Source organism: Pseudomonas benzopyrenica, from assembly GCF_036884265.1.
In the GTDB taxonomy this organism is placed as follows: domain Bacteria; phylum Pseudomonadota; class Gammaproteobacteria; order Pseudomonadales; family Pseudomonadaceae; genus Chryseomonas; species Chryseomonas benzopyrenica.
The window spans coordinates 543,373-558,361 of the sequence record NZ_CP145723.1; the positions used below are offsets into that span (position 1 = coordinate 543,373).

Here is a 14,989-nt window from a genome sequence, read left to right on the forward strand (position 1 = left end):
CTCTAGATCGAAGAGGTGAATCCATGAGCACCCAACGTTTGACCATGGCCCAGGCCCTGGTGAAGTTCCTCGATAACCAGTACCTCAGCGTTGACGGCGTGGAAACCAAGTTCGTCGCCGGCGTCTTCACCATCTTCGGTCACGGCAACGTACTGGGCCTGGGCCAGGCGCTGGAGCAGGATGCCGGTGACCTGGTGGTGCACCAGGGGCGCAACGAGCAGGGCATGGCCCATGCCGCCACCGGTTTCGCCAAGCAGAAGCTGCGTCGGCAGATCTATGCCTGCAGCTCCTCGGTGGGTCCGGGCGCGGCCAACATGCTGACCGCCGCGGCCACCGCTACTGCCAACCGAATTCCGCTGCTGCTGTTGCCCGGTGACGTCTATGCCAGTCGCCAGCCCGATCCGGTGCTGCAGCAGATCGAGCAATTCCACGACCTGTCGATCAGCACCAACGATGCCTTCCGCGCGGTGAGCAAGTACTGGGATCGCATCAACCGGCCCGAGCAGCTGATGAGCGCGGCGATCAACGCCATGCGCGTGCTGACCGATCCGGCCGAGACCGGCGCCGTGACCCTGGCGCTGCCCCAGGATGTCCAGGGCGAGGCCTACGACTATCCCGACTACTTCTTCGCCAAGCGGGTGCACCGTCTGGATCGGCGGCCGCCGGTGGCCGCTGCCATCGAGGAGGCGGTGCAGCTGCTCAAGCGCAAGCGCAAGCCGCTGCTGATCTGCGGCGGTGGGGTGAAGTATTCCGGCGCCGCCGAGGCCCTGCAGCGTTTCGCCGAGCGCTTCGAGATGCCCTTCGCCGAGACCCAGGCCGGCAAGAGCGCCATCGTCTCCAGCCACGAACTCAATGTCGGCGGCATCGGCGAGACCGGCTGCCTGGCCGCCAACCTGCTGGCCAAGGACGCGGATCTGATCATCGGCGTGGGTACGCGCTACACCGATTTCACCACCTCCTCGAAGTGGCTCTACCAGCATCCCGAGGTGGAGTTCCTCAACCTCAACGTGGCCGCCTTCGATGCTGGCAAGCTCGACGGCCTGGCCGTGGTGGCCGATGCCCGCGAAGCCCTCAGCGCCCTGACCGAGGCCCTGGACGCTGTCGGTTATCGCGCCGACTGGGGGGCTCAAGTGGGCGAGGCCCGTGAGCAATACCGGCAGGAAATCGATCGGGTCTACGCCGCACGCTACGACGCGCCCGACTTCGTACCGGAGATCGACGACGACTTGCCGCGAGCGGTGCTGGAGGATTTCGTCCAGCTGACAGGTTCTTCGCTCACCCAGAGTCAGGTGCTCGGCCGTCTCAACGAACGGCTGGACGACGACGCCGTCATCGTCGCCGCCGCCGGTAGCCTGCCCGGTGACCTGCAGCGCGCCTGGCACAGCAAGGGGGTCAATACCTATCACCTGGAATACGGCTACTCCTGCATGGGCTACGAGATCAACGCCGCCCTGGGCGTGAAGCTGGCTGAACCCGAGCGTGAGGTCTACGCCCTGGTCGGTGACGGCTCCTACCAGATGCTGCACTCGGAACTGGCCACCTCCATCCAGGAGCGCCGCAAGATCAATGTGGTGCTGCTCGACAACATGACCTTCGGCTGCATCAACAACCTGCAGATGGAACACGGCATGGGCAGCTTCGGCACCGAGTTCCGCTTCCGCAATCCGGAGACCGGCAAGCTCGACGGTGACTTCGTGCCGGTGGACTTCGCCATGAGCGCCGCCGCCTACGGCTGCAAGACCTATCGCGTGAAGACGCTGGAAGAGCTCGATGCCGCCCTGGCCGATGCCCGCCAGCAACAGGTCTCTACCCTGATCGACATCAAGGTGCTGCCCAAGACCATGATCCACAAGTACCTGTCCTGGTGGCGCGTCGGCGGCGCCGAGGTTTCCACCAGCGAGAAGATCGCTGCCGTCTCGCAGATGCTCAAGGAGAAGACCGCCCAGGCTCGCCAGTACTGATCGCTTTCGTCCCCGGCTTTCTCACGTAACAACAATTTCAATCGGAGAACAGAAGTCATGACCTTGAACATCGGTGTTATCGGTACGGGCGCCATCGGCCGCGAACACATCCGTCGTCTCAGCCACAAGCTGCTGGGCAGCCGTGTGGTGGCGGTAACCGACATCAACCTCGAACAGGCCGCCCGGGTTGTCCAGGAGGAAGGCATTACCGCCGAGGTCTATCCGGATGGCCACGCCCTGGTCGGCGCGGCGGACGTCCAGGCGGTAGTGGTCACCTCCTGGGGCCCGACCCATGAAGAGTACGTGCTGGCCGCCATCGCCGCCGGCAAGCCGGTGTTCTGCGAAAAGCCATTGGCGGTGACCGCGGAAGGTTGCAAGCGCATCGTCGAAGCCGAGCAGGCCCATGGCAAGCGTCTGGTCCAGGTGGGCTTCATGCGTCCCTACGACGCCGGTTATCGCCAGCTCAAGGCGGTGATCGATGGCCAGCGGATCGGCGAGCCGTTGATGATCCATGCCGCACACCGCAATCCCAGCGTGGGCGAAGGCTATACCACCGACATGGCCATCACCGATACCCTGATCCACGAGATCAATGTGCTGGCCTGGCTGCTGGACGATCAGTATGTGTCGGCCCAGGTGGTCTTCCCACGCAAGACCTCACAGGCTCTGGCGCACCTCAAGGATCCCCAGGTGGTCCTGCTGGAGACGGCCAAGGGGGTACGTATCGACGTCGAGATCTTCGTCAATTGCCAGTACGGTTACGACATCCAGTGCGAGGTGGTTGGCGAGCATGGCATTGCTCGACTGCCGGAGCCCTCCTCGGTGCAGCTGCGCAGCGACGCCAAGCTGTCCAACGAGATTCTGGTGGACTGGAAGCAGCGCTTCCTGCTGGCCTATGACGTGGAGCTGCAGGCCTTCATCGACGATCTCAAGGCCGGCCAACTGACCGGGCCGTCCTCCTGGGACGGCTACATCGCTGCGGTGACCGGCGATGCCTGCGTCAATGCCCAGCGCAGTGGCACCATCGTGCCCATCACCCTGCCGACTCGGCCAGCCTTCTACGGCTGAGTCCCGACCCCCGCTGGCGCGCTGCCTGCGGGGGTTTTTCTTTGCTGCACGAGGAGAATCGAACCATGCGTATCGGATTGGTCGGCTATGGCCTGGGTGGCCGTTTCTTTCATGCCCCCCTGATCGCCAGTACCGCAGGCGCGCGGCTGGTCGGCGTCGTCACCCGTTCCCCGCAGCGGCGTGCCGAGGTGGCTCAGGATCATCCCGGGGTGGCCTGCCACGATGACCTGGCCAGCCTGGTCGCCGCCGGGATAGATGCCCTGGTGATCTCAGCGCCGGTCGCCGAGCGCAAGGCCCTGGTTCTGGAGGCGATCCAGCACGGCATTCCCGTGGTAAGCGACAAGCCGTTCGCGCTCAATTTTCAGGATGCCCAGGACATGGTGCAGGCGGCCGAGCGTGCCGGCGTAGCTCTGACCGTCTACCAGAATCGTCGTTGGGACTCGGATGTGCTCACCGTCGCTAAATTGCTACGCGAAGGTACTCTGGGCCCGGTGCGGATCTTCGAGTCGCGCATCCAGGTGGATGAGCCGCACAAGGCCGGCGCCACCAGCGGTGGTGGGCTGCTGCGCGATCTTGGCAGTCATCTGGTGGACCAGGCGCTGACGCTGTTCGGGCCGGTCACTCAGGTGTATGCCGAGGTACTTTTCCATCAGGGTGATCCCGAGCGGGACGATGAATTCTTCATCTCCCTGCAGCACCAGGGCGGCGTGATCTCGCATCTTTCCGGCAGTTGTCTGCAGGGTTGCCCCTGGCGTCTACGGGTAGTGGGCGAGGAGGGCGTCTACACGGTGGAGGGGCTGGATGGACAGACTCAGGCGCTGTTGCAGGGCCTTTCGCCGCGTAGCGAGAAAGGCAACTGGGGGGCTGAAGAGCATCAGCGCTGGGGTTGGCTCAGTCGGGGCGAAGAGCGTGAACGGATACCCAGCGAACGCGGTCGCTGGGACCTTTTCTATGCCAGGTGGCTGGCGACGCTGACCCAAGGCAGTGCCCCGCCGGTCTCCACCCGCGAGGCGCTGGCCTGTCAGGCCGTGCTGGATGCCGCGCGCCAGAGCGCCCTGGATGGGCAGGCAGTGAAGGTAGCGTCCGTCCCTTCGCTGCCTGACGCTCAGGCATTCGAGCAGGCGTCGTGAAGCTAGAAACAAGACCTGGATAGTTGTCTCGCGTAGATTTTGAATTCTATTTTTATCTTGTTATGGAATTAACTTTCCAATAAAGTCAGATGCAGTTGCTGTAACGAGTCACCAGGGTACTGCGCACGTCAGGTGCGTCCCGACAACAATAATGACAGGTGCCGCGACATGAACTCCTCCGCACACTCCACCCATCTTCCGCTCTTCGCCGTTCACCGCCTGCGCATTCGGCGGGATTCACGGCTGCTCGCCTTGCTGGGTCGGCTGTTCTGCCACGAGCGCCAGGGCGTGGTGCTTTGCGCCTCGCCTGGAGCAGCCGTGCTCTTCCGCTCGAGCTGACCTGGGCGGCCTGCGGCCGCCTCCCAATGCCTTATCTCGATAGCCGCGCGCCTGGCTACAGGCGCGTGGGCATCCGATCGCCAGCAAAAAGCCTTACCACCGCAATAAAACAATAACGACTGGAGCTATCTCGATGCGCATGAAAATCCGTTTTGCCACCCTGGCGCTTTCCCTGCTCGTAGCCAGCACGTCCGCCTTGGCCGATCTCAAGGTCGGCGTGAGCATGTCGCAATTCGACGACAATTGGCTGACCTACTTGCGTGAGTCCATGGCCAAGAAAGCCAAGAGCGAGCACGTCCAATTACAGTTCGAGGACGCCCGCGCCGATGTCGTCAAGCAGTTGAACCAGGTGCAGAGCTTCATCAGCCAGAAGGTGGACGCCATCATCGTCAATCCGGTCGACACCGCTGCTACTCGCAACATCACCGAGGCCGCGGTCAAGGCGGGCATCCCGCTGGTCTACGTCAACCGTCGACCGGATGAACTCAAGCTGCCTGAAGGTGTGGTCACCGTAGCCTCCAACGATCTGGAGGCCGGCACCCTGCAGATGCAGTACCTGGCGGAGAAAATGGGCGGCAAGGGCAGTGTCGTCATCATGCTGGGGGATCTGGCCAACAACTCCACGCACAACCGCACCAAGGGCGTGAAAGAGGTCCTGGCCAAGTATCCGGACATCAAGGTGGTGGAAGAGCAGTCCGCGGTCTACCTGCGCGACAAGGCCATGGACCTCATGAGCAACTGGCTGCTGGGCGGCAAGGAATTCAATGCCGTGGCCGCCAACAACGACGAGATGGCGATCGGCGCGGCCATGGCCTTGCAGCAGGCCGGCAAGGCCAAGGGCTCGGTACTCATCGGCGGCGTCGACGGTACCCCGGATGGCCTCTCGGCGATCAAGCGTGGCCTGCTCGCGGTCTCGGTGTTCCAGGATGCCAAGGGCCAGGCCAATGGCGCGGTCGAGGCAGCGATCAAGCTGGCGAAAAAGGAGAAGGTCGAGCAGAACGTCTGGGTGCCTTACCAGCTGATCACCCCTGAGAACGTCGACAGTTTTCAGCAACGTCTGAAGGACTGATAGTCCGCCTCGCTCCAGTCGCTCCAAACCCTTACGCCTTAGCCACCGCCGCGAGCACGAGTCCTGGACCCGTGCTCCGCGAGCGGCTGGGCGGCGTTTGGCTTCCGGGCCGGCAATGGCTCGCTCAAGACAGGCGCCCTGCAGTGCGCCGGTACGTTTCGCCTCATAAATAAAAAATAGAGAGAGCATGATGAACAGAGCTATCACCAGGGTCATGTTGACGGGCTTGTTGGGTGGCACCCTGCCGCTGGCGCACGGCCTGGATTTTTCCGGCTACCTGAGGGGCGGTCTGGGGACGTCCACGGGGTCGCAGTCCCAGCAGTGTTTTCAACTGCCAGGAGCGTCTTCCAAGTTTCGTCTGGGCAACGAATGCGAGCAGTTGGCCGAACTCGCCTTGTCCCACGATCTGCTCAGGCTCGACGACGGCTCGCGCCTCGGGCTCTACGGCATGGTCCAGCTATATAACGCCTATGACCATACGCCGCGCTTCGACGGCGACTTCGGCAGGACCCGTCTGGTCCAGGGCTATGCCTACTGGAACGGCGTACAGGCCCTCAACGGCGGCGCGGTCTGGGCGGGGCGCCGTTACTACAAGCGCAACTCCATCGATATCTCCGACTTCTTCTACTGGAATCAGAGTGCTACCGGTGGCGGCCTGGAAGACATCCCCATTGGGGATCTTAAATACAGCCTGGCCTTCTCCCGCAAGGACAACTTCGACCAGACACGTTACATCAGCCGCTACGATTTCAACGTGGCCGGTTTCCAGACCAACCCCAACGGCCTGCTGGAACTGGGCGCCAGCTACATCGACAAGCCATCGAACATGCAGGACGCGCACAGTGGCTGGTCGGTGACGGCCCAGCACAAGCAGCAGAACTTCCTGAATTGGGGTGGGGTGAATACGCTGGCCCTGCAATACGGCGAGGGGCCCGGGGTAGCGCTGGGTTCCACCGGTGACATCGGTACCCGACGTGACTCAGCCAGCTATCGCCTGGTGGAGTTCTTCGACTGGCAGATCGGTCCGCGCTGGGGTGGTCAGTTGCAATTCGTCTACCAGACCGACAAGCGCGATACGGGTGACCAGCACTGGTTGTCCACCGGCGGCCGGACCGTCTATGGCTTCGCCGAGCAGTGGAAGCTGGCGACCGAGCTTGGCTACGACCAGGTCCAGGCACCCGGTGGTACCCGCAAGCTGACCAAGCTGACCCTCGCGCCGACCTGGTCGCCGCGCGGGTTGACCTTCAAGAACGCCCATCCCGAGGTTCGCTTCTACGTGACCTATGCCAAGTGGAATCGCGCAGCCCAGGACGCGGCCAACCTGCTGGCGGCGGGATCGGCGCTTTCCGATACCGGCAGCTTCGGTTCCTCGCTGGATGGCGCCAATCTCGGCGTACAACTCGAGCATTCCTGGTAGACCAGGGTACGACCGGTCGATGCCAGCTATTAAAATTCCAAACTCTATTGATATGGAATTTTTTTTCTAATAAATTGCGAGTCATTGACCGCCAAGGCGGGCACGGGTCGCCGTGTACCGCCGCTCCAACAATAAGTAGGTGATGTCGATGTTTCAGAGCCCCGCTGCCCGTCCGTCCATTTTCCGTCGTCTGCTACTCGCCCTGGTCCTGGCCTCGCTGCCAGGTCTATCCCTGGCGGAGCTGCGCATCGGCGTTACCGTCGGCAATCTCGACAATTACATCGCCTACCTGGTCCGCGCCATGCAGGACCGTGCCAAACAGGTAGAGGGCGGCGCCACCCTGCAGGTGGAAGACTCCGCCAGTGATGTGGTCCGTCAACTTGGCCATGTCGAGAACTTCATCGCCCAGAAGGTCGATGTGCTCATCGTCAATCCAGCCGATACCGCGGCTACTCGCAAGATCACCCAGCGTGCCACTGCCGCCGGCATCCCTTTGGTCTACCTCAACAGCCGCCCGGAAGTGGAGAGCTTCCCGGCCGGGGTGGTGTTCGTGGGCACCGACGAGCGGGCCATCGGCCAGCTGCAGATGGAGTATCTGGCCAAGCAGATGGGCGGCAAGGGCCACCTCGCCATCCTTCTCGGCCGCCTGGCCCATGACGACACCCGCAAGCGTACGGCCGGCGTCAAGGACGTACTGGCCAAGTACCCGGATATCAAGGTGGTGGAGGAGCAGTCCGGCGACTGGCAGCGCGAGAAGGGGCTGGACCTGATGAACAACTGGCTGCTGGGCGGACGCGAGATCGACGCCGTGGCGGCCAACAACGACGAGATGGGCATTGGCGCGGCCATGGCCCTGCAGCGCGCCGGTCGCCGGGACATTCCCGTGGGCGGTATCGACGGCACTCCCGATGGCCTCGCCGCCATCGCGCGCAAGCAGCTGGCCGTGACGGTGCTGCGTGATCCGGTGGCCATGGGCAACGGCGCCGTGGACGCTGCCGTCAAGCTGGCCCAGCACCAGGCGCTGCAGGGTGATCTCTGGATCCCGGTGCATCTCGTCACCCCGGACAACTATCAGCAGTTCCAGCGTCAATGACCTAAACCGCCGGCCGGCTCAGCACGGCCGGCGAGGAGATCGTGATCATGCTCAGTCCTGCCACCCCTGCGGCTGTAATTCCGCTATCGGCCACGGCCGCGCCCAGCGAATACCTGCTGGAAATCGTCGATGTCACCAAGGAGTTTCCCGGCGTCAAGGCGCTGTCCCACGTGCAGTTGCGGGTGCGTCCCGGCACCGTGCTGGCGCTGATGGGCGAGAACGGCGCGGGCAAGTCGACGCTGATGAAGATCATCGCCGGCATCTACCAGCCCGATGCCGGCGAAGTGCGGTTGCGCGGAGTGCCGGTGCGCTTCGAGACACCGCTGCAGGCGCTGCAGTCGGGGATCGCCATGATCCACCAGGAACTCAACCTGATGCCCTTCATGACCGTTGCCGAGAACATCTGGCTGGGTCGCGAACCACTCAATGCCCTGCACCTGGTGGACCACGGCAAGATGCGTCACCAGACCCAGGCATTGCTGGACCGGCTGCGCATCGCCCTGGATCCGGAGGACAGCGTGGGCAGCCTGTCCATCGCCGGACGGCAGATGGTGGAGATCGCCAAGGCGGTGTCCTACGACAGCGATGTGCTGATCATGGACGAACCCACCTCGGCCATCACCGAGACCGAAGTGGCGCACCTGTTTTCCATCATCGCCGACCTCAAGGCCCAGGGTAAGGGCATCGTCTACATCACCCACAAGATGGACGAGGTGTTCCAGATCGCCGACGAGGTCGCGGTGTTCCGCGATGGCCAATACATCGGCCTGCATCGCGCCGACAGCATGAACGGCGACGGCCTGATCGCCATGATGGTGGGGCGCGAACTGACCCAGCTGTTCCCGGAGCGCACCGCGCCGCGCGCCGAGGTGCTGCTGTCGGTGCGCGACCTGGCGCTGGATGGGGTGTTCTCCGGCGTCTCCTTCGACTTGCGCGCCGGCGAGGTGCTGGGCATCGCCGGGCTGATGGGCTCGGGGCGCACCAACGTCGCCGAGACGCTGTTCGGCGTGACCCCGGCCACCGCTGGCGAGATCCGCATCGACGGCCAGTCGGTGCGTATGAACGATCCCTGTCTCGCCATCCAGAAAGGGCTGGCGCTGCTCACCGAAGACCGTAAGGACACCGGCATCTTTCCCTGCCTGTCGGTGGGGGAAAACATGGAGGTGGCGGTGCTGAAGGGTTTCGCCAGCGGCGGCTTCGTGCAGCAGCAGCGCCTCGACCAGCTCTGTGAGGAGATGCGCCAGCAGCTGCGGGTGAAGACGCCCTCGCTGGACCAGTGCATCGCCAATCTCTCCGGCGGCAACCAGCAGAAGGCGCTGATCGCCCGCTGGCTGATGACCCGCCCGCGCATCCTCATCCTCGACGAGCCCACCCGCGGCATCGACGTCGGCGCCAAGGCCGAGATCTACCGGCTGATCGCCAAGCTGGCCGCCGAAGGCCTGGCGGTGATCATGATTTCTTCCGAACTGCCCGAGGTCCTGGGCATGAGCGATCGGGTGATGGTGATGCACGAAGGCACCGTCACCGGCTTTCTCGATCGCGGCGAAGCCACCCAGGAGCGGGTCATGCACCTGGCCTCGGGTAATCCCGTACTGCACTAGCGCGCGTCATGCGCGGCGGGTGCCTACCCGCCGCCTCCGGCCTACAACGAGGTAGAACAAGATGAGTGCCCTCCTGGACAAGAAAACCGCCGAGCTACCCACCGCGCGCCCGCGGCGCCGCATCCCCACCGAGCTGGGCATCCTGCTGGTGCTGCTGGGCATCGGCCTGGCCTTCGAGGCCTTCGGCTGGGTCCTGCGCGACCAGAGCTTTCTGCTGAACTCCCAGCGCCTGGTGCTGATGATCCTGCAGGTCTCGATCATCGGCCTGCTGGCCATCGCCGTGACCCAGGTGATCATCACCACCGGCATCGACCTCTCCTCCGGCTCGGTGCTGGCGCTGTCGGCCATGGTGGCGGCAAGTCTGGCCCAGACCTCGGACTTCGGTCGCGCGGTGTTTCCCTCGCTGACCGACCTGCCGGTCTGGGTGCCGGTCATGGCCGGCCTCGGGGTCGGGCTGCTGGCCGGCGCCATCAACGGTAGCATCATCGCCGTCACCGGCATCCCGCCCTTCATCGCCACCCTCGGCATGATGGTCTCGGCCCGCGGCCTGGCGCGCTACTACACCGAAGGCCAGCCGATCAGCATGCTGTCCGACAACTACACCGCCATCGGCGCCGGAGCTATGCCGGTGATCATCTTCCTGGTGGTGGCGGTGATCTTCCACATCGCCCTGCGCTACACCAAGTACGGCAAGTACACCTATGCCATCGGCGGCAACATGCAGGCCGCGCGCATCTCCGGCATCAACGTCAAGAAGCACCTGATCATCGTCTACAGCATCGCCGGCCTGCTGGCGGGTCTGGCCGGGGTCGTGGCCTCGGCCCGCGCCGCCACCGGCCAGGCGGGCATGGGTATGTCCTACGAACTGGACGCCATCGCCGCGGCGGTGATCGGCGGCACCAGCCTGGCGGGCGGGGTAGGGCGCATCACCGGCACCGTGATCGGCGCCCTGATCCTCGGCACCATGGCCAGCGGCTTCACCTTTCTCGGGGTGGACGCCTACGTCCAGGACATCATCAAGGGGCTGATCATCGTGGTCGCCGTGGTCATCGACCAGTACCGCAACAAGCGCAAGGCCAAGCGCTAGGGCTGGCGCCTTCCCCTCTCCCTGGGAGAGGGCCGGAGGTGAGGGTCGAGCCAGCACCCGATTGCTCTTCCCCCTCTCCCCCTGGGAGAGGGCCGGGGTGAGGGGCGCCCCCACCCCTAAGCCATCCCTTTTACCCGGTCGGCTACTGGCTTGGCCGGCCGGGTCTTTCTACACCCCTCACGGAGAACGACATGCGCGACATCGGCATCGGTCTGATCGGCACCGGCTTCATGGGGCATGCCCACGCCCAGGCCTTCCATCACGCGGCCAGCAGCTTCGCGCTCCCGGTCCGCCCGCGGCTGGTGGCCCTGGCCGATGCCGATCCGGAGCGCGCCGCTCGCTGCGCCGACGCCTGGGGCTTCACCCGCAGTTGCGACTGGGAGCGCCTGATCGCCGATCCCCAGGTCGAGCTGGTGGCCATCACCACCCCCAATCTGTTGCACGCACCCATGGCCCTGGCCGCCCTGGCGGCCGGCAAGGCGGTCTACTGCGAAAAGCCCCTGGCGGTGAGCCTGGAGGAGGCGACGCGGATGCGCAACGCCGCGCGCCAGGCCGGGGTGGTCAATCGGGTCGGCTACAACTACCTGCAGAATCCGATGCTCAAGCAGGCGCGCGAGCTGATCGACAGCGGCGAACTGGGCGAGATCGTCAGCTTCAACGGCGAATTCAGCGAAGACTTCATGGGCGATCCCCAGGGGCCCTTCACCTGGCGCTGCGAGACCCGTCAGGCCGGCGGCGCCCTGGCCGATCTGGGCAGCCATATCCTGTCACTGGCGCGCTTCCTGCTCGGCCCGGTGGCGGCGCTCTGCGCCGATCTGCACACCGCCCATGGCCAGCGGCCCCATCAGGGTGGCCCCCGGGCGGTGGAGATCGACGACCAGGCCCATCTGCTGCTGCGTTTCGCCAATGGCGCCCGCGGCACCCTGACCACTAGTTGGCTCAAGCACGGGCGCAAGAATCGCCTGGCCTTCGAGGTCTGCGGCACTCGCGGCACCCTCAGCTTCGACCAGGAGCGCCTCAACGAACTGCGCCTCTACCAGGTCGGAGACCGTCCGGGCCTGGCCGGTTTCCGTACCCTGCTGGCCGGTCCGAACCTGCCGGACTACGCCGCCTTCTGCCCGGCGCCTGGCCACCAGCTCGGCTACAACGAGCTCAAGACCCTGGAGGTCCGCTCGCTGCTGGAGGCCCTGGGCGGCAACCCCGGGCATACCGGCGTCGACTTCCAGGAGGCCTGGGAAGTGGAGCGCCTGGCCCAGGCCGCGCGGCAATCGGCCCAGGAGGAGCGCTGGGTCAGACTCTAGTCTGGGGTAGGATGCTGGGATCATCCCGCGCGAGGATTATCCCTTTTCCATGACCACACTCTCCGGCGACGGCCTCACCCCGGTCCGCCGCATGAAACTCATCGCCCTGCTGCTGCTGTTCCTGGCGGCGGGGCTCTACTGCCTGGCCACCGCCCTGGAGGCCCGCCATCCGGCCTGGGGCTATGCCGCCGCCTTCGCCGAGGCGGCCATGGTCGGCGCCATCGCCGACTGGTTCGCGGTGACCGCGCTGTTCCGCCATCCCCTGGGGCTACCCATCCCCCATACCGCCATCATCCCGCGCAACAAGGCCGGGGTCGGGCGCAAGCTGTCGGACTTCATCTGCCTGCACTTCCTCGCCACGCCCCAGGTGCTGGCCAAGCTGGAAGAACTGGACGCGGCCGGACGCCTGGCCGGCTGGTTGCGCCAGCCGGACAACGCCGCCGCGGTGGCCAGCCAGGCCACTGGTGTCGCCCGCTACTCCCTGGAAGCCCTACGCGAGGTGCGGGTGCAGGCCTTCATCCGCCGGGTGGCGGTGGAGCGGCTGCAACGCCTGGACGTGGCGGCGCTGTCCGGCGAACTGCTCGACATGCTGACCGCCGACGGCCGCCACCAGGCGGTGCTCGACGAGGTGCTGCAGGAGATCGATCGCCTGCTGCAGGACGAAGACACCCAGGCGCTGATCGCCCGCACCATCGGCGGCGAATTGCGCACCCTCAAGTACCTGGGGCTGGACGAGCGAGTCGGGCGCTGGTCGGCGATCAAGGTGGTGCAGGCGGTGTCGCGGCTGATCGGCGAGATCAGTCATGACCGCGAGCACGAATTGCGCAGGCAGTTCGATGGCTATCTGGTCGGCTTCATCGAGCGCCTCAAGGAGGACCCGGCCTTTCGCCTGCGCGGCGAGCAGCTGCGCGACCGGCTGCTGGAACACCCGGCGCTGGCGGGTTATCTGCAGGAGTTGTGGGACGAGCTGGTGAACTGGCTGCAAGCGGATCTCGCCGCGCCGGATTCGCGCATCCGCCGCCGCCTGGGCCGGCTGCTGGCCGAGCTGGGCGAGACCCTGAGTCGCGACGAAGCCATGCGGCGCTGGATCAACGAGCAGCTGATGACGGTGGCACCGCCCTTCATCGACCGCAACCGCCAGCGCATCGGCGACTACATCGCCGCCCGCGTGGCGGCCTGGGACACCGGCGAGCTGGTCCAGCAGCTGGAGCAGAGCGTCGGCAAGGACCTGCAATTCATCCGCATCAACGGCACCCTGGTGGGCGGCCTGGTGGGACTGGTGCTGCATGCTCTAACGGTTTGGCTGGGGCCGGGGTAGGGGCTCGATCGCGGCCATGGGCCGCTCCTACACTAAACCCGAGCCTGTAGGAGCGGCCCATGGCCGCGATAAACCAAACCCAATCGACCGCATCGGCGGACCGCCATGGCCGCGATAGCCCTGAGCACCCATTAGCTAAGCCTGCTGCCATACCACCCCCTCTCCCTGGGAGAGGACCGGGGGGAGGGCAAACCCGGACGCCAAAACCCCAAGCCCCTTCCACCCATCACCCCACCCGCACCCAAGCGGCGCCGCGCGGACTAATCCCTATAGTCCCTGTCCCGAGCGTCCCATGTATCGAATCGGCTTTGCCTGCATGTACCGTCATCCCGAGCGCAGTCTGTCGCTCAAGGCACTGGAGCAGGTCGAGCGGGCCTTCAACACCCGTACCACCACCCTGCGCTGGCTGGGCAGCGTCGAGCGCGCGGCCGCCGAAGCCAAGTTGCTGGACGTGGTCACTCACAACCTGGATACCCAACTGAGATTCGTCGAGCACGTCGCCGACCTGCCGGACAATCTGCGCATGCTGCGCCTGAGCAGCGATCTGCTGCCCTTCTACAGCCACGCCGAATTCGCCTACTTCTATCGTTCCCAAGAGTTGCAGGCGCTGCTGGCCGATCGCTTCGGTCGGCTGGGCGAGCTGGCCCGCCGCCGCGATGTGCGGCTGTCGCTGCATCCCGGGCAATTCTGCGTGTTGGGCTCGGATCGCCCCGAGGTGGTGGAGAACAGCCTGAAGGAATTCGAGTACCACGCCGACATGATCCGCCTGATGGGCTACGGCCAGAAATTCCAGGACTTCAAGTGCAATGTGCACATCGCCGGCCGCCTGGGCGTGCCCGGCATTCGCGCGATCTGGCCGCGACTCTCCACCGAGGCGCGCAACTGCATCACCTTCGAGAACGATGAAAAGACCTACGGCGTCGACGACTGCCTGCAGCTGGCCGATCTTGCTCCGGTGGTACTGGACATCCACCACTGCTGGATCCACGAAGAGGCCTACATCGACCCCTGGGAGCCACGGGTGGCGAGGATCATCGACAGCTGGCGCGGCGTGCGACCGGCCATGCACTACTCCCAGCCGCCGGAAGCTCTGATGGAAATGGGCGTGTCGCCCAGCGAGCGGATCGATATCACGTTCCTGCTGCAGCAGATCAGCAAGCGGGTGCTCTATGCCCACAGCGACATGATGTGGAACGACTGGTGCAACCGCTACGCCTGCCAGTTCCTCGACCGCTTCGACATCATGTTCGAAGCCAAGCACAAGAACGTCACGGTGCGGGATTTCTACGACCGCTACCTGGGCGGCGACGGCAGTCTGCCGCCGGCGGATCACGGCATTCTTTCGTAGGTTGGGCTGAGACGGCTCCATCGTCGAAGCCCAACGGGGGTGCTCGACCTTGGCACTGCTGGGCTTCGCTGCGCTCAACCCAACCTACTGTCTCGTCACGTAGGTTGGGTTGGGACGGCTCTATCGTCGAAGGCCAACGGGGGTGTTCGACCTTGGCACTGTTGGGCTTCGCTGCGCTCAACCCAACCTACGAAAACGGCTCTCACTGCAACATGCCGCAACGAGCCTGGCGGGCGACAGGCTGGAAGACCCGCTTA

General features: G+C 64.9%; 12 protein-coding genes. All 12 read left to right on the forward strand.

The genetic code is table 11. The features are described 5' to 3' along the window. Window positions 1–23 precede the first annotated feature (23 nt). The gene (gene iolD / locus V6W80_RS02570; protein WP_338545775.1) at window positions 24–1,961 is read left to right on the forward strand and encodes a 3D-(3,5/4)-trihydroxycyclohexane-1,2-dione acylhydrolase (decyclizing); all 1,938 of its coding nucleotides are present in this window, start codon (window positions 24–26) and stop codon (window positions 1,959–1,961) included. 57 nt (window positions 1,962–2,018) lie between these two features. Beyond that, window positions 2,019–3,029, forward strand: a complete 1,011-nt coding sequence (locus V6W80_RS02575) for a Gfo/Idh/MocA family protein (RefSeq protein WP_064309337.1) — start codon at window positions 2,019–2,021, stop codon at window positions 3,027–3,029. 65 nt (window positions 3,030–3,094) lie between these two features. After that, window positions 3,095–4,159: a Gfo/Idh/MocA family oxidoreductase gene (locus V6W80_RS02580; RefSeq protein ID WP_184291908.1), complete on the forward strand. Its 1,065-nt coding sequence runs from the start codon at window positions 3,095–3,097 to the stop codon at window positions 4,157–4,159. A 168-nt stretch (window positions 4,160–4,327) separates the two neighbouring features. Beyond that, window positions 4,328–4,498, forward strand: a complete 171-nt coding sequence (locus V6W80_RS02585; protein ID WP_156522377.1) for a hypothetical protein — start codon at window positions 4,328–4,330, stop codon at window positions 4,496–4,498. Window positions 4,499–4,631: 133 nt separating this feature from the next. Further along, complete coding sequence (locus tag V6W80_RS02590) at window positions 4,632–5,567, forward strand: sugar ABC transporter substrate-binding protein (RefSeq protein ID WP_017641129.1); 936 nt, start codon at window positions 4,632–4,634, stop codon at window positions 5,565–5,567. Between the two features lie 190 nt (window positions 5,568–5,757). Further along, the gene (locus V6W80_RS02595) at window positions 5,758–6,984 is read left to right on the forward strand and encodes a maltoporin (protein ID WP_082731542.1); all 1,227 of its coding nucleotides are present in this window, start codon (window positions 5,758–5,760) and stop codon (window positions 6,982–6,984) included. Between the two features lie 148 nt (window positions 6,985–7,132). Further along, on the forward strand, window positions 7,133–8,077 hold the full coding sequence (locus V6W80_RS02600; protein WP_068385082.1) for a sugar ABC transporter substrate-binding protein: 945 nt from the start codon (window positions 7,133–7,135) through the stop codon (window positions 8,075–8,077). Window positions 8,078–8,124: 47 nt separating this feature from the next. Beyond that, window positions 8,125–9,678 (forward strand): sugar ABC transporter ATP-binding protein, encoded by a 1,554-nt coding sequence (locus V6W80_RS02605; protein ID WP_338545777.1) that lies wholly within the window; start codon window positions 8,125–8,127, stop codon window positions 9,676–9,678. 61 nt (window positions 9,679–9,739) lie between these two features. Then, window positions 9,740–10,765, forward strand: a complete 1,026-nt coding sequence (locus V6W80_RS02610) for an ABC transporter permease (RefSeq protein WP_278443697.1) — start codon at window positions 9,740–9,742, stop codon at window positions 10,763–10,765. Between the two features lie 191 nt (window positions 10,766–10,956). Then, window positions 10,957–12,066, forward strand: a complete 1,110-nt coding sequence (locus tag V6W80_RS02615) for a Gfo/Idh/MocA family protein (RefSeq protein ID WP_338545778.1) — start codon at window positions 10,957–10,959, stop codon at window positions 12,064–12,066. A gap of 49 nt (window positions 12,067–12,115) precedes the next feature. Further along, window positions 12,116–13,384: a DUF445 domain-containing protein gene (locus V6W80_RS02620; protein ID WP_338545779.1), complete on the forward strand. Its 1,269-nt coding sequence runs from the start codon at window positions 12,116–12,118 to the stop codon at window positions 13,382–13,384. 292 nt (window positions 13,385–13,676) lie between these two features. Continuing rightward, window positions 13,677–14,732, forward strand: coding sequence for a UV DNA damage repair endonuclease UvsE (uvsE, locus tag V6W80_RS02625; protein ID WP_338545780.1), 1,056 nt, complete (start codon window positions 13,677–13,679; stop codon window positions 14,730–14,732). Window positions 14,733–14,989: the final 257 nt, after the last annotated feature.

Coding starts and splice junctions, on each gene's coding strand:
- iolD (WP_338545775.1), top strand. CDS start 24: ATGAGCACCCAACGTTTGACCATGGCCCAGGCCCTGGTGAAGTTCCTC.
- V6W80_RS02575 (WP_064309337.1), top strand. CDS start 2,019: ATGACCTTGAACATCGGTGTTATCGGTACGGGCGCCATCGGCCGCGAA.
- V6W80_RS02580 (WP_184291908.1), top strand. CDS start 3,095: ATGCGTATCGGATTGGTCGGCTATGGCCTGGGTGGCCGTTTCTTTCAT.
- V6W80_RS02585 (WP_156522377.1), top strand. CDS start 4,328: ATGAACTCCTCCGCACACTCCACCCATCTTCCGCTCTTCGCCGTTCAC.
- V6W80_RS02590 (WP_017641129.1), top strand. CDS start 4,632: ATGCGCATGAAAATCCGTTTTGCCACCCTGGCGCTTTCCCTGCTCGTA.
- V6W80_RS02595 (WP_082731542.1), top strand. CDS start 5,758: ATGAACAGAGCTATCACCAGGGTCATGTTGACGGGCTTGTTGGGTGGC.
- V6W80_RS02600 (WP_068385082.1), top strand. CDS start 7,133: ATGTTTCAGAGCCCCGCTGCCCGTCCGTCCATTTTCCGTCGTCTGCTA.
- V6W80_RS02605 (WP_338545777.1), top strand. CDS start 8,125: ATGCTCAGTCCTGCCACCCCTGCGGCTGTAATTCCGCTATCGGCCACG.
- V6W80_RS02610 (WP_278443697.1), top strand. CDS start 9,740: ATGAGTGCCCTCCTGGACAAGAAAACCGCCGAGCTACCCACCGCGCGC.
- V6W80_RS02615 (WP_338545778.1), top strand. CDS start 10,957: ATGCGCGACATCGGCATCGGTCTGATCGGCACCGGCTTCATGGGGCAT.
- V6W80_RS02620 (WP_338545779.1), top strand. CDS start 12,116: ATGACCACACTCTCCGGCGACGGCCTCACCCCGGTCCGCCGCATGAAA.
- uvsE (WP_338545780.1), top strand. CDS start 13,677: ATGTATCGAATCGGCTTTGCCTGCATGTACCGTCATCCCGAGCGCAGT.